Raw genomic sequence first — 18,869 nt, 5'->3', positions numbered from 1 at the left:
TCACAAACTCCTGGCCCGGCGCCGCTCAACGGGGAACGACAACCGTGCCGAGATCCCCCCCCTGCTGCGAGACCGTGACCCGCAGGGGAGAGGAACTTGCCTTCGTACACTTGGGCGGGATGACGTTCGGTCCCCGCTCGACCCGGCCGTCCTTGGTCGCAACGTCGGGACGCCACGTGACGGTGACGATGTACTCGCCGACCGGAGCGCCGTCGTTGCGGCGGAACGTCGACAGTTGAAACCGACCGGCGTCGTCCGCCAGCGCCTGCGGGAGGCTGGACAGGTCCTTGCGGGCCGCGGCCGGATGGAGCCGCACGATGGCTCCCGCGGCCGGCTTGCCGTCGAACTCGATCGCACCGTGAGCCGGAACGAGGGGAACGGGCGGAACGTACCGGGAGAGCCAGAGGGCGCGGGCCACGCCGACCCCTCCCAGAAGGACCGTGCTCACAACCGCGAGCCGCGTCCAGCGGAGGAGCCAGCGGCGGTTCTGCCGGACGGTCTCAAGGGCGAGCTCCGTCCAGGTCTCCTTCTGCTCGGCGACCGGCAATACTTCAATGGAATGCCGCACGGCGACGATCCCGCTCACGCGGGAGGCCATCTGCAGGGCGATGACAAGTTCGTAGTGGCTGTCGAGTTTCCCCGACAGATGCGCGGCACCGCCGCGGACCCTCAGGGTCAGGGCCTGGAACCCCAGGACGCCGGACCGCTCGAATTCGTCCCGCAGGCGAGCCTCCAGGTCTTCGTCCGAGCAGGACTCCAACGGCTCCACATGGGCCGCCCGCACCTGCGGGACAGCGGCCGAAGTCGTCGTCGCGTCGTATTCCAGGACGGTCGGCGCCTCACCCCCCGCCGCCGGCCGATCGGCGGCCCCTTCCGCTGCGAAGAACTGCGCGAGCAGCGCCTGCTCTTCGCGAAGCCGCTCTTCCCCCAGCCCCGCCACGCCGGCGACGTAGGACCGGTGCTGAGAAGACTTCGACGATGAAACTCTGCGAGCGGCAGTGTTCATGGCGAATCTCCGGGGCGGAGACAGGGGCAGGGGAAGGGCGGGAGGAGGGAGGCAGGGGCGGAGCGCTCCTGCGGAACGCTATGGATTCGTGACCTGAGCTGGAGGATCCGCGGGAGCGATCACGTTCCGGCGGGCTGGTAAATCGCATCGAACAGGCCGCCGTCGGCGAAGAACTTCGCGCTGACCTCGTCCCAGGTGGGAGCGAGCTTCGTGACGGGGAACAGCTCGATCGCCGGGAAACGGTCGCGGTTCTTCACGAGAACCTGTTCATTCGAGGGACGGTAGAAGTGCCGGGCGATGATCTCCTGGCCTTCGTCGGTGTAGAGGAACTTCAGATACGCCTCGGCCGCTTCGCGAGTCCCCTTGCGATCGACGACGGAATCAACCACGGCCACGTGTGGTTCCGCCAGGACGCTGATCGGGGGATAGATGATCTCCAGTTCCCCGTTCGCCTCGGCGACTTCGAGATGCGCCTCGTTCTCCCAGGTCAGGTGGACGTCGCCAATTCCCTTCTGGGCAAAGGTCGTCGTCGCCCCGCGGGCACCGGTGTCGAGGATCGGGACGTTCCGGTACAGCTTGGTGAGATAGTCCTTGGCCTCGTCGTCCGTGCCGCCGCGGAGCACCACCGACCCCCACGCCGCCAGCAGGCTCAGCTTGCCGTTCCCGGAGGTCTTGGGATTGGGGGTGATGACCTCGATTCCGGATTTCGCCAGGTCGGGCCAGTCCTTGATCTGCGACGGGTTCCCCTTCCGGACCACGAAGACGATCGTGGAGACGTAGGGGAGGGCGCGGTTCGGCAGCTTCTCGTCCCAACCCTCCTTGATGAGCCCCTTCTTGCGGAGCGCGTCGGTGTCGGGCCACATCGCCAGCGTGACGACATCCGCTTCCAGGCCGTCAACTACGGCCCGGGCCTGGGCTCCCGACCCGCCATGCGACTGGCTGATCTCGATCGGCTTCCCGTAGCTCTTGGCAAACGCCCCGTTGACATCCCGCCAGAGTTCCCGCGTCGGGTCATACGAGACGTTCAGCAACGAGACCGACCCCGATCCCCCCGGCGCTGAGCCCCCCTGGGAATCGACGCAGCCCGCGGCCGCGAGAGCGAGCCCCAGGATGGCGAGAAGGGAGGATCGGAACGAGGACGCAGACCGGAGACGCATGACGCGAACACTTCCTGAAAATGAGCTCGGGAACCTCAACCCCTCATCCATGAGGCGGACCACCCGAAAAGGCCCAAGCCGCATCGCCGATCTCATCGACATTTTCGATCGGCGAAATCCACTAATCTCTACTAGGTAGATGGTATATTTGGCTGTTAAGTCGCCGTCAAGACTGATACCGCCGTTTTTCCGTGCACTCTGGGAAATCACCGGGGCCGGTAGATGCGATCGAAGACCCCGTCGTCGGCGAAGAACTTCGCCTGGGCCTCGTCCCAACCGGGCACCAGATCCTGAACGGAGAAGAGTTCGATCTCCGGAAAGTCCGCGGCGTGGGCCCGGCGGACCTCGGGCAGGGAGGGCCGGAAGTGGTGCCGGGCGATGATCTCCTGCCCCTCGGGGGTATAGAGGTGCCGGAGATACGCCTCCACGACCGCCCGAGTCCCCCGGGCATCGACGACCTGATCGACGACCGCCACGTGCGGCTCATGAAGGATGCTCCGCGGCGGGTAGACCAGCTCCAGGGCTCCCTCCGACTCCGCAACCTCGAGTTTCGCCTCGCTTTCGAGGGCGAGGTGAACGTCCCCCATCCCTTTCTGAGCGAAGGTGGTCGTCGCTCCGCGGGCGCCGGTATCGAGGACCGGGACGCGAGCGTAGAGCGCCGCCAGAAACCGCTCCGCATCCTGTTCCGTCCCGCCGGTGCGGACCACACTCCCCCACGCCGCGAGCAGACTCAGCCGGCCATTCCCTGAGGTCTTGGGACTGGGAGTAATGATCTCGATCGGCCGATCGACCAGGTCCGGCCAGTCGCGGATCTTGTGGGGATTCCCCCGCCGCACGACGAACACGACGGTCGAGGTGTAGGGGAGGGAACGCTGAGGAAAAGCCTCCTCCCAGCCATCGCGGAGCAGCCCTTTCCGGTGCAGGGCTTCCGTATCGGGCCAGACCGACAGAGTCGCGACATCGGCCTCCAGCCCGTCGATGACCGCGCGGGACTGGCTTCCCGAGGCCCCATGCGACTGATTGATCGTCAGCCGCGTTCCGGTCTGCCGTTCATAGACCGGCACAAAGGAGGCGTTGAGATCCCGCCAGAGCTCCCGCGTCGGATCGTAAGACGCGTTCAGCAGTTCGAGCGGAGCCGAACCGGGCGCCGGCGGCCCCGCCGATGGCCCGCATCCAGCGAATCCCAAGGCCAGAACAAACAAAAGAGCCGGACAGACGACCGCTAGGATCCGGCGGGGCCCGCGGCATTCCTGAGGGCTTCCAAACGGCGATTGTTGACTCATGAGCGTCTTCAAAGGGCGGGGAATTTTCGAAACGGCGGGCGACCTCAAGGCCCCAAAGCTTCCGCCAGCCATTCGACACAACATCATTCTCTTCCTGTGGTTACAAACTGCTTCAAGACGCCGGTCGCCGGCGAAACCGCCGGGAAACTCTCATGGGACCGGGACAAAATCGGAGTTCGACTGTTGACAGCCTTCCGCGATGGCGATAATAAATTTCCACCAGGTGAGTAGTCTATACCCGCCGGCACAAAACAACCGATTGTTCTTCTTGGCATCGAAGACCTCGAGCCAGCCAGAAATCGATTCAGCGGACCCCGACCGGCTCGAGCCGGCGAATCGTCCCGCCCGGGAGTCTCTCCAATCATGTTGTCTTCGCCCGACCGCCGTGGATCGTCCACCGCTCTGTCGGCATTGAGCCGCCTGGGGCTCTCCTGTTGCTGTCGTCTTGGTTGAGACCCGGATCGCCTGAGCGGTCCGGATGTCTTCGGCTGAACTCCCGAGACCCGCGCCAGTTTCCGTTTTTCTCCCGCCGCTCCAGCGGCAAGCCCGTGACGTGCCACCGAAGGCACACCGGCTTCCCGCCGGAAACCTCTGTGCGAAACCCGCTCCTGCCATCGGGCTTTCGCGTCGCACACTCGATTCCGCCCAACTGAATGGAATTCGCCGCCATGTCCTCGCCGTTCCCGTTTCGCCACACCCGGAAGCGCGGTTTCACACTGATCGAGCTCCTCGTCGTCATCGCTATCATCGCCGTGCTCGTCGCGATCCTGCTGCCGGCCGTGCAGCAGGCCCGTGAGGCGGCCCGCGCCGCACAGTGCCGGAACCACCTGAAGCAGATCGGGATCGCCCTCCACAACTACCACGAACAGGCCGGAGCGTTCCCGCCGGGGAACGTCTTCTCGAGCTACAGCCCGACCGCTCCCCGCAAGATCAACGTCACCACCGCCAACCGGGCGACCGGCTACGGCTGGGGGACCATGATTCTTCCGCACCTTGATCAGATCGGCCTCTACAACAGGCTCGACGTCAGCGGCCGCGAGCTGACGGCGGTGATGCTGGACGCGAACCTCCGCTCGATCACGCAGACCAAGGTCTCGGTCTTCCGCTGCCCGTCGGACACCGCCCCGGACACGAACGATCAGCGGCTCTTTTCCAACAACGATTACGGCAAGACCGCGGTCGGGACATCGAACTACGTCGGCGTCCAGGGAACCCGGTTTGTGACCGCCGAAGAAGTCCTCGACCAGGGGCTCGACCCGTTCGGGATCTTCTGGTCGGGGAGCAAGGTCCGGATCGACGACATCAAGGACGGAACGAGCAATACGTTCCTCGTCGGCGAGCGGAACTGGGATGAGCTCGCCGCCGTCTGGGTCGGCGTCCGCAACTACACGGCCCACCAGGATGAAGGCCTGCGGCAGATCGTCGGACTCACGAACTGGAAGATCAACCTGCCGGGGGCCAACAGCCCTCGCGCGTTCCACAGCAACCACGAAGGGGGCGCCAACTTCCTGATGGCGGATGGCTCCGTCCGCTTCATCGGCGACAGCATCCACTGCGACAACACCCTCAGCAACGCCAGCGACCCGAAGTCGATGGTCGGGACCTATCAGCGGCTCGGAATGCGGGCCGACGGCGCGATTGTCGGTGAGTTCTGAGATCGTCCATGTGACCCCGGCCGGAACCGGGAACGTGAGTCATCGCTCCCGTCCCGGTCCTTGGCCTGCGTACTGCCAGTTTTCTCCTTACGGAGCAACACGTTCTTGACGTCCCGGGGATTCGGGGCGGGTCCGATCAGGACCCGTCCCGAACCAGGGCCTGCCCACGTCATCCGGTTGTTCTTCCTTTTTGAACGCATTTGAAATCATGTTCCGCCGCCCAAAACAAACACTCATTCACTCAGTCGTCCTTTCCCTCCTCGCCTTCGGTCTGACCGGGTGCGGACGGTCCGGACCGAAGCTGGCCGAAGTCCAGGGGACCGTGACCCTGGATGGCAAGCCGCTGCCCGATGTGATGCTCGAGTTCCAGCCGCTCGGCGGAAAAGGATCGCCTTCAATCGGCTACACGGACAAGAACGGCCAGTTCCGCCTGCGGTTCTCCCGCAACAAGTGGGGGGCCCTTCCGGGCGAGCATCTCGTCCGGATCGACTTCGATTACGAGCCCGGCTCGGACCAGCCGCCGCCGCCGTTCAAGTTCCCCGCAAAGTTCAACAAGCAGTCCGCCCTGAAACGGCAGCTCGTCGCGGGCTCGAACCACTTCCCGTTCGAGCTCGCTTCCGCAGACATGGTGGTCAAAGCCACCAAGAAACGCGCCCGGTGATGGGGCGCATCCCCTCACAGTGATACTGGAGTTTTTCCCCTTGGCCACTCTGTCCCGAACACGTGCGAAACGCGGATTCACCCTGATCGAACTCCTGGTGGTGATTGCCATCATCGCCGTCCTCGTCGCCCTCCTGCTGCCGGCGGTGCAGCAGGCCCGCGAGGCGGCCCGCGCGTCGCAGTGTCGGAACAACCTCAAGCAGATCGGCCTCGGCCTCCACAGCTACCACGAGCAGTTCGGCACGTTCCCGCCGCTGTGTGTCTTCTCCGGATGGGACACCGCTCCGGTCCACTCGGCGACCGACCAGGCGGCCTACGCCTGGGGGGCGTTCCTCCTCCCGCAGATCGACCAGGGTCCGCTCTACAACCAGCTCAACGTCGCCGGACGGGAACTGCATGTCCTGCTCCAGGACGCCACCTCCCGGCCGCTCGTTCAGAAGTCGATCCCGACCTATCGCTGCCCGTCGGACGACGCGGAGGAGACGAACACGAAGCGGCGGTTCTCGAACGCCCCGTACGGAAACACCCCCTCGGGGACGTCGAACTATGTCGCGAACATGGGAACGATCGCGAAGAACTCGCAGAACTGGATCAATGGCCGGCAGGATCCCTGGGGGGTGATGTGGGGGAGCAGCCGGGTCCGAACTGCCGATGTCCGGGACGGAACGAGCAATACCCTCCTGATTGGCGAACGACGTTGGGACGACTGGGCGGGCCTGTGGGTTGGAACCCGCAACTACCAGGGACTGGCCAATGCGGGGATGCCGCAGATCGCCGGGACGTCGTCCCGCAAGTTGAATGATCCGACCGGGGCGGGGGACTTTGTGTTCAGTTCGCCGCACGTCGGCGGGGTGCACTTCGTGTTTGCCGATGGCCACGTGGGCTTTTTGGCGGACACCATTCAGTACAGCCAGGACGCGACCAACGAGAACCTGCCGCTGCGTGATCCGCTGCTGCCGACGTTGGGGGTTTACAACCGGCTGATCCGCCGCAACGACGGTCAGCCGGTCGGTGAATTCTGAGAAGCGCCCTCACGTTCCCTCCAACCGGGGTCCAGGGGGAACCCCTGGTGGGGAGTGCAGAGGGGCAACGCCCCTTTGCCCGCCGGAGGCCTGGCCGTCGAGAGATGTCTGAAGGAGCTCGTGTCCAAGCGCGGACAACGTACCGGATGCCCCCTCACCAACCCGCGGGGATTGCAAAGCGAGCGGTGTGGATTGAGGGAGTCCTCAACGTCGGTCCCACAAAGGGGACATCCGTTGTGTCCAACGGTTCCTCATGGAAGAGACCTCCGGCGGCAAGGGGGTGAGACCCCCTTGACCCCAGCGGCCGTCGAAAGTTGGGTTTGAGCGAACGACGCTCAGCCGGCAAGGACGCGGTTTGAGGCCTGCGAGGCCCACTTTAACGACCAAGAACGAAACAACGCGCTGGCGGCGGATGCCCCGTGCGGCGGTTCCCGGCAGGAGCCGCCGCCGGGGCAGACTCCGGGTCCGCCTCGAAGCGACAGCAGGATGACATCGGTCATGAGATCCCTTTCCGTTTTCCGAGTTCCGACCGCGGTGGCCGCCCTATCGATGGCGTTCGCCGGCTGCGGCGGCGGTCCCAAAGGGCCGCAGCTCGCCCCCGTCTCCGGCGTAGTCACGCTGGACGGACAGCCGCTCCCCGACGCTCACGTCGTCTTTCAGCCCTCGGGGGAAAAGGCCTCCCCCTCCATTGCCGACACCGGCACGGACGGCACGTTTCAGCTCGCGTTCAACCGGGCCAGCACGGGGGCTCTGCCGGGTTCGCACACCGTCCGGATCACGACGGCCCGGATCGCGACCGCGGACGACGGCAAGGAGACGGTCGTCGAGGAGAAGCTCCCCGAGCGGTACCACGCGAAGTCGGAGCTGAAGTTCGACGTCAAACCCGAAGGGAATCGCTTCGAGATTGCCCTGGAATCGAAGGGATCGGCCAGGAAGAAGTAACCGGTCCGCTCGCGCATTGGTGAAGAGGCGGGCCTCGTCGCACAACGTTCATCCGGAGGGGGAGTCAGAACATGCTCAAGTCAGTTTTCTTCAGGACCGCGGCCGCCGTCACGGCCGCAGCCAGTCTGTGGGGGGGCGAAGCACCGGCGGCCGACGCGCCCGCAAAGCCCAACGTCCTCGTGATCGTCGCCGACGATCTCGGGTACGGCGACCTCGGGTTCCAGGGGGGGAAAGAGATCCCGACCCCCAACCTCGACCGGCTCGCCGCCGACGGCGTGAAGTGCACCTCCGGCTACATCTCCTGCCCGGTCTGCAGCCCCACCCGGGCAGGGCTTCTCACCGGACGCTACCAGCAGCGGTTCGGCCATGAGTTCAACCCCGGCCCGGCTCCCGATGCGGCCCAGAAGATCGGCCTGCCGGTCGAAGAAATAACGATCGCCGACCGCTTCCGCGCGGCGGGTTACAAGACCGGCCTCGTCGGCAAGTGGCACCTCGGGAACCTCCCCGAGTTCCATCCGCAGCAGCGGGGCTTCGAGGAGTTCTACGGCTTCCTCGGCGGCGCGCATCCGTACTTCCCGGGGAGCCCGCAGAACAACCCGATCCTGCGGGGGACCGAGACGGTCCAGGACCCGGAATACCTGACGGATGCGTTCGGTAAAGAAGCGGTCGCCTACATCGACCGTCACAAGGCGGACCCGTTCTACCTGCAGGTGACGTTCAACGCGGTCCACAATCCGCAACACGCCAAGGCCGAACACCTGGAGCGGTTCAAGGAGATCTCCAACGAACGCCGCCGGACCTACGCCGGCATGCTGACCGCGATGGACGACGCCATCGGAACCATCCTCGGCAAACTCAAGAGCGAGAAGCTCGACCAGAACACGCTCGTCGTCTTCATCAGCGACAACGGCGGCCCCGAGGCGAACGGCTCGACGAACGGCTCGCTCCGCGGCCAGAAGGCCCAGACCTGGGAAGGGGGAATTCGCGTTCCCTTCGTCCTGAAGTGGCCCGCCGCGATTCCGGCCGGCGGCGAGTTCCACCAGCCGGTGATCCAGCTCGACGTCCTGCCGACCGCGCTCGCCGCCATCGGCCATCCGGTGACCGACAAGAACCTCGACGGCGTCAACCTCCTGCCGTTCCTCAAAGGGGAATCACAGGGAGCGCCGCATGAGCGGCTGTACTGGCGGTTCGGTCCGCAGACCGCGATCCGCCAGGGGGACTGGAAGCTGGTGAAGGCGACCGGAATCGACGCCCCGCAGCTCTTCAACCTCAAGGCCGACATCGGGGAGAAGACCGACCTTTCGTCCGCCGAGCCGGCGAAGTTCCAGGAACTGCAGACGGCCTGGAACGAATGGAACGCGACGCTGGCCCAGCCGAAGTGGCGGGGAGCCGGCGTCAACGCGAATCCCAACCGGCAGCCGGGAGCCCAGCCGCGGAACCGCAAGAAAGCGGCCGAAGCTCCCGCGACCTGAAACCCCTTTGGTCCAGAGGCCGGCCCGCGCTCCGTCACTCCCGCGACGGGCCGGCCTTTGTGGACAACTTTATTCGGCCCGCCGCCCCGGGCTTTTTGCTCCGCCCACTTCCTGGATAGCTCCCACGATCAGCTCGCTTTGACGCACCTGGACGACATCATGTCATTCTCCCGCTACGCCTTCGCCGCTCTGTCCCTCGCCTGGGGCGCGTCGCTTTCGACGACCCTGGCCGCCGCGGACGATCCGCACGATCCCGCCAAGGTCGAGTTCTTCGAGAAGAAGGTCCGGCCGCTGCTGGTCAACAACTGCTACAACTGCCACTCGGCGGACAACAAGGCGGCCGGCGGGCTACGGGTCGACGACCGCAACGGGCTGATCACCGGCGGCGGCCGCGGCAAAGGAATCGTCCCCGGCAAGCCCGAGGAGAGCCTGATCCTCAAGGCGGTCGCGCACACGGACGGCAAGCTCAAGATGCCGCCCGACTACAAGCTCCCGGAGGAGGAGATCGCGATCCTCACCCAATGGATCGCCGACGGCGCCGCCTGGCCGGCCCTGGAGATCCCGGACGAACTCAAGAAGGCCCCGGCCGACTACGAGCAGCTCAAGGCGAATCACTGGGCCTGGCAGCCGCTGACGAAGCCGGCCGTCCCGGAGATTCGCGATGCGGCTTGGCCGCGCGACGCCATCGACCGCTTCGTCCTGGCGACGCTCGAAAAGAATGACCTCCCGCCGGTCCGCGACTCCGACAAGGTGACGCTCCTCCGCCGCGTGACGTTCGACCTCACCGGCCTGCCCCCCTCGCCGGAGGAGATCTCGGCGTTCCTCGGCGATACCTCGGACAAGGCCCTCGAAACGGTCGTCGACCGGCTGCTCGCCTCGAAGGCGTACGGCGAGCACTGGGGACGGCACTGGCTCGACGTCGCCCGCTACGGGGAATCGACCGGGTCGGCCCGCAACCTCCCATATCCGCAGGCCTGGAAGTACCGCGATTACGTCATCGAGGCGTTCCAGAAGGACAAGCCGTACGACCAGTTCGTCCGCGAGCAGATCGCCGGCGACCTTCTCCCGCACACCTCCGAAGAGCAGCGGCGGGAGCAACTCATCGCCACCGGCTTCCTGGCCCTCGGGGTCAAGGACGTCAACCAGCGGTTCAAGGTCCGGTTCGTCATGGACAACGTCGATGAGCAGATCGATACCGTGAGCCGGTCGATCCTGGGGCTGACGGCGAGCTGCGCCCGCTGCCACGACCACAAGTTCGACCCGATCCCGACGGCGGACTACTACGCCCTGGCGGGGATGTTCACGAGCTCCGACCTGTGCGCCGGGTTGCGGAACCAGATGGGGGGCTCGGGGCTCGCCTACTACGACACGAGCCTGCTCCTCGTCGTCTCCGGCCGGAAGCAGGACCTGACTCCCGAGGTCGAAGCGAAGATCGAAGCGGCGAAGGCCAAAGCGGAAGAGGCCCGGCTGGAGTTCGTGAAGCTGCGGGACAGCGGCGAAGGACGAAAGCCGGGACCGGACGGTCGCCCGATGCAGCAGGTCGCCCGCCAGAAGTGGAACCGCCTCCAGGCCGAAGTCGTCGCCTTCACCGATCCGGCCGTGACCGGGGACGTGGCGCTCGGCGTCCGCGACAGCCAGACGATCGCCGACACCGAGATCCGGATCCGCGGCGAAGCGGAGAAGCTCGGCCCGGTCGCCCCCCGCGGTTACCCGAGCCTGCTCACGCTCCCGAACGCCCCGACGATCCCCGCCGACCAGAGCGGCCGCCTGCAACTCGCCGAATGGATGACCCGCTCCGACAACCCGCTCACCTCCCGCGTGGTGGTGAACCGGGTCTGGCAGCACCTGTTCGGGAAGGGGCTCGTCTCGACGGTCGATAACTTCGGCGTCAACGGCGATCTCCCGTCGCATCCGGAACTGCTCGACCACCTGGTCGTCCGCTTCCAGAGCGAAGGTTGGTCCCTGAAAAGGCTCGTCCGGACGCTCGTTCTGACGCGGGCTTACGGCCTCAGCGGACATGCCACCGAGGCGCACCTCGCCAAGGATCCTGCCAACCGTCTGCTCTGGCGGCATAGCCCCCGCCGGCTGACCGCCGAAGAGCTGCGGGACGCGGCCCTCGTCGCGGCCAACCAGCTCGACCGGACGGCCCCCGAGGATTCCCCTTCGAAGTCGTTCCACGTCATCGAGCTGCCGAACAACGGCCCGCAGGCCCGGGGGCTCGACACCTACTCCCGCGCCAGCAAGTCCCGGAGCGTCTACCTGCCGCTCCTCCGGACGCTGGTTCCGCGGTCGCTCGAAGTCTTCGACTTCGCAGAGCAGGGGATGGTCACCGGCAGCCGCGACGTCACGACGGTGGCGACGCAGGCTCTCTATCTCCTGAACGACCAGTTCGTGCGGCGGCAGTCCCTCACGTTCGCCGAGCGGCTCTTGTCGAGCCCCGGCCAGGAAGGGGAGCGGATCGACCAGGCGTACCTGCTGGCCCTGGGACGCGAGCCGACGTCGGACGAACGCGTGCGGGCCGAGCAGTACCTCACGGAGTTCGCGGCGGAGGCGGAAACGCTCCTCGGCAGCACCTTCCCGAAGGCTGCGGACGCCGTCGCGGTTCCTCCCGCACCCCCGGAAGCGGTCACGACCTCCTCGAAACCGGGGGCTGCCGAAGAGCCCACGACAGTTGATCAGAACGACCTCGATCCGCGAGCCCTCGTTCCCGACGAGGAAGCGATCCAGCCCGGGGATGCCCGCACCGCCGCCTGGGCCAGCTTCGTCCAGGCCCTGCTGGGCTCGGGCGAGTTCCAATATGTGCAGTGAGAGTTGTCCGTTTTCCGTCGTCAGTTTTCAGCCAACAAGACCGCGCTGGCACCTGGGCACTATCCACACTAGCCCGAAGCGCCAGCGAGGGACGGAGCGGGAAATCGAGTGTCCGCCCATCGCCGCCGAAGTCGGCTTTCGAACAAAACCTAGCCCCTGATACCTAACACCCAACACCTCCCCACGCATCATGATTCCCACACTCGTCAGCCGTCGTTCCGCTCTCCGCACCGCGGGGGGTGGGTTTGGTTATCTCGCCCTCGCTGGAATGCTGGGGCTGCAGGCGAAAAACGCCCGCGGAAGCCAGGAGGCCCCCAAGGTCGGACCGCTGGCGCCGAAGCCGCAGCAGATTCCGGCGAAGGCCAAGCGGATCATCTTCGTCTTCATGGAAGGGGCGATGTCGGGGGTCGACACCTTCGAGTACAAGGCCAAGCTCCAGGAGAGCGACGGCAAGCCGGGGCTCGGCGGCGGCAAGTTCGTCGCCTCGAAGTTCCAGTTCGCCCAGCATGGCCAGACGGGGACGTGGGTTTCCGAGCTCTATCCGAACGTGGCCAAACACGTCGACAAGCTGTGCTTCATCCGCGGCCTGCACACCGACACCCCGGCCCACCCGCAGGCGGTGATGCAGCTCCACACCGGGGCCGCCAACGCGACCCTCGTCCGACCGTCGATGGGAGCGTGGCTGCTGTATGGTCTGGGGACGGAGAACCAGGACCTCCCGGGCTACGTCACCGTCAATCCTTCGCCGAACTTCGGCGGCGCGGTCAACTACGGGAGCGCGTTCCTTCCGGCCCACTACCAGGGGACCCGGATCGACGACACCGGGTTCCTCCAGAACCTGAAGGCCCAGCAGGTCACGTCGCTGCAGCGGAAGCAGATCGATCTCGTCCAGTCGATGAACCGCGACCTCCTCGCCAAACCCGGCGCGCCGGACAGCCTGGAGGGGGTCATCTCCTCCTATGAGCTGGCCTTCAAGATGCAGGGGAAGGTCCCCGATTTGCTCGACATCTCAAACGAACCGCAGCACGTTCAGGACGCTTACGGCGTGAAACCCGGCCCAGCCGGGAGCTTTGCCCGGCAGTGCCTCATCGCACGCCGGCTGAGCGAGGCGGGGGTGCGGTTCGTCCAGATCCGGCAGGGGGGCTGGGACCACCACAACAACCTCCACAAGGGACTGATCAACAATTCGGCGGCGACCGATCAGCCGACCGCCGCGCTCCTGACGGACCTTGAGCAGCGGGGACTCCTCGAAGATACGCTCGTTCTGTTCGGCAGCGAGTTCGGCCGGCTGCCGACCGCTCAGGGGGAGGACGGTCGCGACCACAACATCACGGGCTACTCGATGTGGCTCGCCGGCGCGGGTTTGAAGAAAGGGTTCTCGTACGGCGCGACCGACGAGTACGGGATTCACGCCGTCGAAGGCCGGATGCACACCATGGACCTGCACGCCACGCTCCTGGCCCTCATGGGGCTGGACCACGAGATGCTGACCTACAACTACGCCGGACGCGACTTCCGCCTGACCGACGTGGCCGGAAGCGTGGTCCGGGAGATCTTTGCCTGAGCGGCAGGTCCCGATGCCCCGCCCCCCGCCGCCGCGACGCCCCGAGGTCCTTTCCATGTCATCCTTCGCCGCCGCGGCCGACCGCGACTCGCCGGAACGTCAGGACGATGACGCCGCAATTCTGAGCCTCGTTTCGGACGCCCTGCGGGGGGTTCGCTTCGGGGAAGTGATCGTCGTCGTCCAGGACGGCCGGGTCGAACGGATCGAACGGGTCCACAAGTCCCGGCCGTATCGCGCGCCGAAGAACGGATAGCGTCCACCAGAGACCCCGTTCCTCGATGAGACGAACGGGGATTGATTCGAATTGATGTCATTTGCCGCGGCCGCCGGCGCTCGAGGATCGAGCGTCGCCGCGAGCACTCCGATGAGCAGGATGCTCTAATGTCAGCACGGCGGCAGCGCCGTGCTGCGAACTTGTCATCCTGCCCAGGAGATCCGCTTGATTCGCCCGTTCCTTGTGCTGGCCGCGGCCCTTGTGTCCGTCAGCTCGGCTGGCCCTCTCCCGGCCGCTGATCCTCAGAAGCCGAACATCGTTTTCATCCTCGCCGACGACCTCGGCTATACCGACGTCGCCTGTTTCGGCAGCCGGTACTACGAGACCCCCAACATCGACCGCCTCGCGGCCCAGGGGGTGAAGCTCCGGAACCACCATCACTGCCAGAACTGCACGCCAACCCGTGCGGCGCTGATGAGCGGTCAGTACGGCCCGCGGACGGGCGTCTACACCGTTGGCGGGACCGACCGATTCGACACGAGCGAGCGGCCGCTGATTCCCGTGGAGAACGTCCAGGCGCTGCCGCTCGACCGGAAGACGATCGCCCAGCAGCTCAAGACCGCGGGCTACGCGACCGGGATGTTCGGCAAGTGGCATCTCAGCGAGAAGGGGGAGCATCACCCGGCCCGCCGCGGCTTCGACGAGGCGATCGTCTCCGCCGGACAGCACTTCGACTTCAAGACGAACCCGCCGACCGAGTATCCCGAGGGGCAGTACCTGGCGGACTTCCTGACCGACAAGGCGGTCGACTTCATCGGCCGGAACAAGGACGCGCCGTTCTTCCTCTACCTGCCGCACTTCGGCGTCCACGCCCCGCATCAGGCAAAACCGGAGCTGATCGCCAAGTTCAAGGACAAGCCCCCCGTCGGCGGGCATCACGATCCGACGTACGCCGCCATGATCGCCAGCGTCGACGAGAGCGTCGGCCGCGTCCTCAAGTCGCTCGAGGACCTGAAGCTGGCGGACAACACGGTCGTGATCTTCGCCACGGACAACGGCGGCGTCGGCGGCTACAGCCGCGAAGGGATCAAGAAGGGGGCGGGGGAGATCACCGACAACGCCCCGCTTCGCAGCGGCAAGGGAAGCCTGTACGAAGGGGGAACGCGGGTCCCGTTCATCGTCCGCTGGCCGGGGGTCGTCACCGCCGGAACGTCGGTCGATGTCCCGACGATCCACGTCGACCTGTTCCCGACGCTCCTCGCCATCGGAGGCGCTCCCGCCCCGGAGCAGAAGCTCGACGGCGAGAGCCTGGTTCCCGTTCTCAAGGACTCGTCCGCACGGCTGAAGCGGGAGGCGATCTATCAGCACTTCCCCGGTTACCTCGGCGCCGGCCCCGGATTCTGGCGGACGACGCCCGTGACCCTGATTCACGAAGGGGACTGGAAGCTGATGGAGTTCCTCGAGGACGGCCGCCTGGAGCTCTACAACCTCCGCGACGACCTGGGCGAGTCGAAGAACCTCGCCGAAAGCCAGCCGGAGAAGGCGGCGCAGCTCCTCGCCAAGCTCAAGGCCTGGCGCGCGGAGGTTGCCGCCCCAATGCCCGAGCGGAAGACGGCCAGCGACTCGACCGAGCCTCCGGCCCGGAAGAAGCCGAAGAAGAAGAAACAGGCGGCCTGACGCGGGCGCGACCTCAACCACGGACTCGGAAAACGCACAGGCCGCGGCTCCTCGGGAGTCGCGGCCTGTTGACGTTTGAGATGTTCTCGCCCCGGCTCACGTCGCCCAGGGGATCGTGTCGCCGTTGAAGTGTTCGTAGAACAGCCAGCCGATCTTCTCGCTGAGCCGCGAGATGTACTCCCGCTTGAAGCGGGTCTGCGTCGTGTCGTACGACGAACGGGGAACGGCGCTCGGGAAGATGAAGTCGATGTCCTTCGTGAAGACCTGCTCGCCGGTCCGCTTGTCGTCTTCCATCGCGCACACCTTCACGTACGCCTCGGTCCGTCCGCGGTACAGGGTCGTGCTGTCCCCCTCGTAGAGGCCGAAGTCGGCGAGCTCGATCTGCACGACGTAGTCCGCCTTGAACTCCTTGCCGATTTCCTCGGCCAGCTCCCAGTCCGGATGCTCGTCGACCCAGGCCCGGATGTACTCCGGACGGATAATGGCGATCTTGTTCTCCCCCAGCCGGTAGGCGACCTGCGCGGCGACCTCGTCGTCGATCTTGGGGAACTCGATGAGCAGGTTCTTCGGGGCGTAACAGACGACCGCGACCTTCTTCTCGCCCCCCTCCATCGACAGGCCGGTCTCGGTCTCGAATTCCGGCTCGATCGACGGCGGGCCGGCGATCAGGTAGCCGAGCATCGCGATGGGGCTGCACCCCTGCGAGACCCCGGCCACGAGGATCAGCAGGAGAGCGAGCGCCCGGCGGAAGGCGAGCGACTTCGAGGAGGTGAATGAGGACATGACGACTCGCGAAAGACGAGAGGGGATGTGCGGAACGGAAGGAGCCGGAAAGCCTGCGAGGAGCGGGATGTCTCGCTGCGGTGGGACCGTTGACATCAGGTCGCTGCCGGGGGACCGCTCAGATCAGATCGATGGTCTTCACCGGATAGAACTGGTTGCCGAGGTGGTCCGCCAGCTTGTTGACGAACTTGCGGCGGAAGGCGTTGACGGGGGTCTGGTCGATCGGAATCGGATGGTTCCGCGGGTGTTCGAACAGGAACTCTTTCTCGTAGATCTGAATCGCCGTGCGCGGGGAGGGATTGTCGTCCTTGGAGGACTCCGCCTTGGCGGTCTTCTCGGCCTTCTTTTTCTTGTCGCCGTCCGGATTTCCGCCGTCGATGGCGTAGCCCGAGATCGTTCCGTGGGCCATCCCCTGGAGGAGGGTGGGGCTGTTGTCGACGTGGAGCTTGAAGGACTCGATGTGGATGTGGAACACGTACTCCACGTCCTTGATCGTGCGGGCGATGAGCTTGGGGTCGAACTGCAGCCCCTTGGCGTCGAGGATGTTCGAGACCTCGTTCGGATTGACGCACTGAACGTCATTCCGCCGCATCCGCTCCCGCAGTTCCTGTTCGATATCGAACGTCAGCGTCGCGTAGTTCCGGGTCATCGTCGTGGGGCAGGAGACGTGCGCCGCCACGAGCGAGCCGGTCTCGGCCAGGTCGACACCGGTCGCCACCGTGAACCCGGCGGTCGTCATCGGGTCCCCCTGGATCATCTTCGTCGCCATCGCCAGGGCGTTGACGCAGCCGGAGAAGCTCAAGGCGGACGCGCCGAACAGAAGCGTCAGGCAGTCGCGCCGGGAGACCAGGATCATGGAGGTCCGGTCGCCGGCGGGGGAGGGCGCGGGCGAGGGGGAGGCGTGGGGAGAGAGCGGATTCGGTTGGGTCATGGGGCGATCCTTCGCCGTCAGGTCATCCTTGCGGCCACGCAGCGGACTCCCCAGTGCAGGAGAGAGGTCGTTGCGAGGCCGACCAGCGCGAGCGCGATGCTCCACGCCGGATCGGAGATCCGCCACAGCCGACCCCGCCAGGCGCTGTAGCCGCTCCACGGGATGAGGAGCGTGCACAGAAGCGCCAGGAGGAACGCGGCCATGTTGGACCGGGCGGCCGCCAGCCACTCCCCGCGGACGTAGTGCGCGAAGGCGGTTGTGCTGCCGCAGCTCGGACAGGGGATTCCGAACAGCACGTACAGGCTGCACGGAGGAAGCCCGAACTGCTGATGCGTGCCGTACCCGCGGGAGTCCGGGGAGACCGTCCAGGCCAGCCCGAAACCCGCCGCCAGGGCCAGTCCGATCAGGACCAGCAGCCCGCGTCCGAGGGGGCCGACGGGATAGTCCCGGGGGCGGAAGTCTCTCGGTGCGGCGTCGGCATTCATCACGTGTCCAGGTTCCTGCGGCGTGATAGTCGTTTCCGTCCGACGGCGGATAGCACCCCTGTGCAGAGAGAGAGGCGCTCCGGCGGACTCTGCAGAACTTGAGCGAAAATCCGCGCCCGTTCAGCAATTCCCGCCGGACTGCGCCCGGTCAGGGGCCGGTTTCCGCCTCCCTTTTTGAGTTGCCAGCGGGATTCGTTCAAGTCAGAGTCTCGGCGGTTTGTCCCGTCCGGTCCCAGGAACGATTTCCCTGCGGTCGGCGTCTCGCTTCAGGAAAGGATCTCCATGAAGGTTTACGGAATCATCCCGGCCCGGCTCCATTCGTCGCGCCTCCCCCGGAAGCTGCTCCTGCGGGATACCGGGAAGCCCCTCCTTCAGTATTCCTGGGAGGTCGCCACGAAGGCTTCGGGGCTGTCGGAGGTCATCATCGCGGCCGACGGCGAGGAGATCGCCTCGGTCGCCCGGGGCTTCGGAGCCCGGGTCGAAATGACGGGCGAACACCCAAGCGGGTCCGACCGGATCGCGGAGGTCGTCCGCCGCTGCTGCCCGGACGCCGACGCCGTCGTGAACATCCAGGGGGATGAGCCGGAGCTCGATCCAGGGACGCTCGACCGCCTCATTGCACTCCTGGCGTCCCGGCCGCAGGTCGAGATGGCGACACTGGCGACGCCGATCCGCGACCTCGCGACGCTCCTCGACACGAGCTGCGTCAAAGTCGTCTGCGCCGCCGACGGCCGGGCGCTGTACTTCTCCCGGTCGACGATTCCCTTCTACCGCGACGGCCGGCCGGAGGACCTGCTTCCCGGCCCCGACGAAGCGGAAGGCTCGGAAACGGAGACTCGGGCTCGGGTTGCGTCTCCCTGGCTGCTCCACATGGGGGTGTACGCCTACCGCCCGGACTTCCTCCTGGCGATGACCCAGATGCCCCGCGGGCGGCTGGAGCAACTCGAAAGCCTGGAACAACTTCGGGCACTGGAGGCGGGAGCGTCGATCCTCGTCCAGGTGGTCCCGCACCGGTCGGTTGGAATCGACACCGCCGCCGATTATGCTGCCTTCGTCGCCCGGCAGAGAGCCATCAGATCGTAACGATCGGCCGGGCGCCACGAACACGACCGGGGGGTTATTGCCCCCCGGTTTTGCTTTTGAAGAGCAGACCTTCTGTTTTTCCGAGGCAAATGGAGCGGTTTTGCTCCCGCGTTCCGCCCGTGGCCGG

General features: G+C 66.1%; 16 protein-coding genes. 10 read left to right on the top strand and 6 right to left on the bottom strand.

The features are described 5' to 3' along the window. Window positions 1-25: 25 nt before the first annotated feature. The 3 genes from VT03_RS29065 to VT03_RS29055 all read right to left on the bottom strand — a co-directional run bounded on the left by VT03_RS29065 (window position 26) and on the right by VT03_RS29055 (window position 3,446). Window positions 26-1,006, bottom strand: a complete 981-nt coding sequence (locus VT03_RS29065; RefSeq protein WP_075096243.1) for a BON domain-containing protein — start codon at window positions 1,004-1,006, stop codon at window positions 26-28. A 119-nt stretch (window positions 1,007-1,125) separates the two neighbouring features. Beyond that, window positions 1,126-2,163, bottom strand: a complete 1,038-nt coding sequence (locus tag VT03_RS29060; RefSeq protein WP_075096242.1) for a sulfate ABC transporter substrate-binding protein — start codon at window positions 2,161-2,163, stop codon at window positions 1,126-1,128. Window positions 2,164-2,369: 206 nt separating this feature from the next. After that, on the bottom strand, window positions 2,370-3,446 hold the full coding sequence (locus tag VT03_RS29055; protein ID WP_082846840.1) for a sulfate ABC transporter substrate-binding protein: 1,077 nt from the start codon (window positions 3,444-3,446) through the stop codon (window positions 2,370-2,372). Window positions 3,447-4,114: 668 nt separating this feature from the next. On the opposite strand from VT03_RS29055, the gene VT03_RS29050 reads away from it, so the two are divergent. The 9 genes from VT03_RS29050 (at window position 4,115) to VT03_RS29010 (ending at window position 15,460) form a co-directional block, all read left to right on the top strand. Beyond that, on the top strand, window positions 4,115-5,101 hold the full coding sequence (locus VT03_RS29050; RefSeq protein WP_075097358.1) for a DUF1559 domain-containing protein: 987 nt from the start codon (window positions 4,115-4,117) through the stop codon (window positions 5,099-5,101). A gap of 208 nt (window positions 5,102-5,309) precedes the next feature. Continuing rightward, window positions 5,310-5,762 (top strand): lipoprotein, encoded by a 453-nt coding sequence (locus tag VT03_RS29045; RefSeq protein WP_075096241.1) that lies wholly within the window; start codon window positions 5,310-5,312, stop codon window positions 5,760-5,762. Window positions 5,763-5,802: 40 nt separating this feature from the next. After that, on the top strand, window positions 5,803-6,783 hold the full coding sequence (locus VT03_RS29040) for a DUF1559 domain-containing protein (RefSeq protein ID WP_075096240.1): 981 nt from the start codon (window positions 5,803-5,805) through the stop codon (window positions 6,781-6,783). Window positions 6,784-7,281: 498 nt separating this feature from the next. After that, the gene (locus VT03_RS29035) at window positions 7,282-7,725 is read left to right on the top strand and encodes a carboxypeptidase-like regulatory domain-containing protein (protein ID WP_075097357.1); all 444 of its coding nucleotides are present in this window, start codon (window positions 7,282-7,284) and stop codon (window positions 7,723-7,725) included. Window positions 7,726-7,796: 71 nt separating this feature from the next. Then, window positions 7,797-9,197 carry a sulfatase gene (locus tag VT03_RS29030; RefSeq protein WP_075096239.1) on the top strand — a complete coding sequence of 467 codons (1,401 nt, stop codon included), beginning with the start codon at window positions 7,797-7,799 and terminating at the stop codon, window positions 9,195-9,197. A gap of 159 nt (window positions 9,198-9,356) precedes the next feature. Continuing rightward, the gene (locus VT03_RS29025; protein ID WP_075097356.1) at window positions 9,357-12,005 is read left to right on the top strand and encodes a PSD1 and planctomycete cytochrome C domain-containing protein; all 2,649 of its coding nucleotides are present in this window, start codon (window positions 9,357-9,359) and stop codon (window positions 12,003-12,005) included. A 190-nt stretch (window positions 12,006-12,195) separates the two neighbouring features. After that, on the top strand, window positions 12,196-13,569 hold the full coding sequence (locus VT03_RS29020) for a DUF1501 domain-containing protein (RefSeq protein WP_075096238.1): 1,374 nt from the start codon (window positions 12,196-12,198) through the stop codon (window positions 13,567-13,569). Between the two features lie 55 nt (window positions 13,570-13,624). Continuing rightward, window positions 13,625-13,822, top strand: a complete 198-nt coding sequence (locus VT03_RS29015) for a YezD family protein (RefSeq protein WP_075096237.1) — start codon at window positions 13,625-13,627, stop codon at window positions 13,820-13,822. Window positions 13,823-14,008: 186 nt separating this feature from the next. Continuing rightward, complete coding sequence (locus tag VT03_RS29010) at window positions 14,009-15,460, top strand: sulfatase (protein ID WP_231870547.1); 1,452 nt, start codon at window positions 14,009-14,011, stop codon at window positions 15,458-15,460. A 96-nt stretch (window positions 15,461-15,556) separates the two neighbouring features. On the opposite strand, the gene VT03_RS29005 is transcribed toward VT03_RS29010, so the two are convergent. The 3 genes from VT03_RS29005 to VT03_RS28995 all read right to left on the bottom strand — a co-directional run bounded on the left by VT03_RS29005 (window position 15,557) and on the right by VT03_RS28995 (window position 17,659). Then, the gene (locus VT03_RS29005) at window positions 15,557-16,243 is read right to left on the bottom strand and encodes a hypothetical protein (protein ID WP_075096236.1); all 687 of its coding nucleotides are present in this window, start codon (window positions 16,241-16,243) and stop codon (window positions 15,557-15,559) included. A 118-nt stretch (window positions 16,244-16,361) separates the two neighbouring features. Then, on the bottom strand, window positions 16,362-17,174 hold the full coding sequence (locus VT03_RS29000) for a hypothetical protein (RefSeq protein ID WP_075096235.1): 813 nt from the start codon (window positions 17,172-17,174) through the stop codon (window positions 16,362-16,364). Between the two features lie 17 nt (window positions 17,175-17,191). Continuing rightward, the gene (locus VT03_RS28995) at window positions 17,192-17,659 is read right to left on the bottom strand and encodes a DUF2752 domain-containing protein (protein WP_082846619.1); all 468 of its coding nucleotides are present in this window, start codon (window positions 17,657-17,659) and stop codon (window positions 17,192-17,194) included. Between the two features lie 282 nt (window positions 17,660-17,941). Between VT03_RS28995 and kdsB the strand changes: the two genes are divergently transcribed. After that, window positions 17,942-18,742 carry a 3-deoxy-manno-octulosonate cytidylyltransferase gene (kdsB, locus tag VT03_RS28990; RefSeq protein WP_075096234.1) on the top strand — a complete coding sequence of 267 codons (801 nt, stop codon included), beginning with the start codon at window positions 17,942-17,944 and terminating at the stop codon, window positions 18,740-18,742. The last annotated feature ends 127 nt before the right edge of the window (window positions 18,743-18,869 follow it).

Source organism: Planctomyces sp. SH-PL14 (assembly GCF_001610835.1).
Lineage (GTDB): Bacteria > Planctomycetota > Planctomycetia > Planctomycetales > Planctomycetaceae > Planctomyces_A.
The sequence above is the reverse complement of the archived record's forward strand: the minus strand, read 5'-3'. Positions and strand labels throughout refer to the sequence as shown.

Bases quoted from the DNA above. Each gene is read 5' to 3' on its own strand.
- VT03_RS29065 (WP_075096243.1), bottom strand. From the start codon at position 1,006: ATGAACACTGCCGCTCGCAGAGTTTCATCGTCGAAGTCTTCTCAGCAC.
- VT03_RS29060 (WP_075096242.1), bottom strand. From the start codon at position 2,163: ATGCGTCTCCGGTCTGCGTCCTCGTTCCGATCCTCCCTTCTCGCCATC.
- VT03_RS29055 (WP_082846840.1), bottom strand. From the start codon at position 3,446: ATGAGTCAACAATCGCCGTTTGGAAGCCCTCAGGAATGCCGCGGGCCC.
- VT03_RS29050 (WP_075097358.1), top strand. From the start codon at position 4,115: ATGTCCTCGCCGTTCCCGTTTCGCCACACCCGGAAGCGCGGTTTCACA.
- VT03_RS29045 (WP_075096241.1), top strand. From the start codon at position 5,310: ATGTTCCGCCGCCCAAAACAAACACTCATTCACTCAGTCGTCCTTTCC.
- VT03_RS29035 (WP_075097357.1), top strand. From the start codon at position 7,282: ATGAGATCCCTTTCCGTTTTCCGAGTTCCGACCGCGGTGGCCGCCCTA.
- VT03_RS29030 (WP_075096239.1), top strand. From the start codon at position 7,797: ATGCTCAAGTCAGTTTTCTTCAGGACCGCGGCCGCCGTCACGGCCGCA.
- VT03_RS29025 (WP_075097356.1), top strand. From the start codon at position 9,357: ATGTCATTCTCCCGCTACGCCTTCGCCGCTCTGTCCCTCGCCTGGGGC.
- VT03_RS29020 (WP_075096238.1), top strand. From the start codon at position 12,196: ATGATTCCCACACTCGTCAGCCGTCGTTCCGCTCTCCGCACCGCGGGG.
- VT03_RS29015 (WP_075096237.1), top strand. From the start codon at position 13,625: ATGTCATCCTTCGCCGCCGCGGCCGACCGCGACTCGCCGGAACGTCAG.
- VT03_RS29005 (WP_075096236.1), bottom strand. From the start codon at position 16,243: ATGTCCTCATTCACCTCCTCGAAGTCGCTCGCCTTCCGCCGGGCGCTC.
- VT03_RS29000 (WP_075096235.1), bottom strand. From the start codon at position 17,174: ATGACCCAACCGAATCCGCTCTCTCCCCACGCCTCCCCCTCGCCCGCG.
- VT03_RS28995 (WP_082846619.1), bottom strand. From the start codon at position 17,659: ATGAATGCCGACGCCGCACCGAGAGACTTCCGCCCCCGGGACTATCCC.
- kdsB (WP_075096234.1), top strand. From the start codon at position 17,942: ATGAAGGTTTACGGAATCATCCCGGCCCGGCTCCATTCGTCGCGCCTC.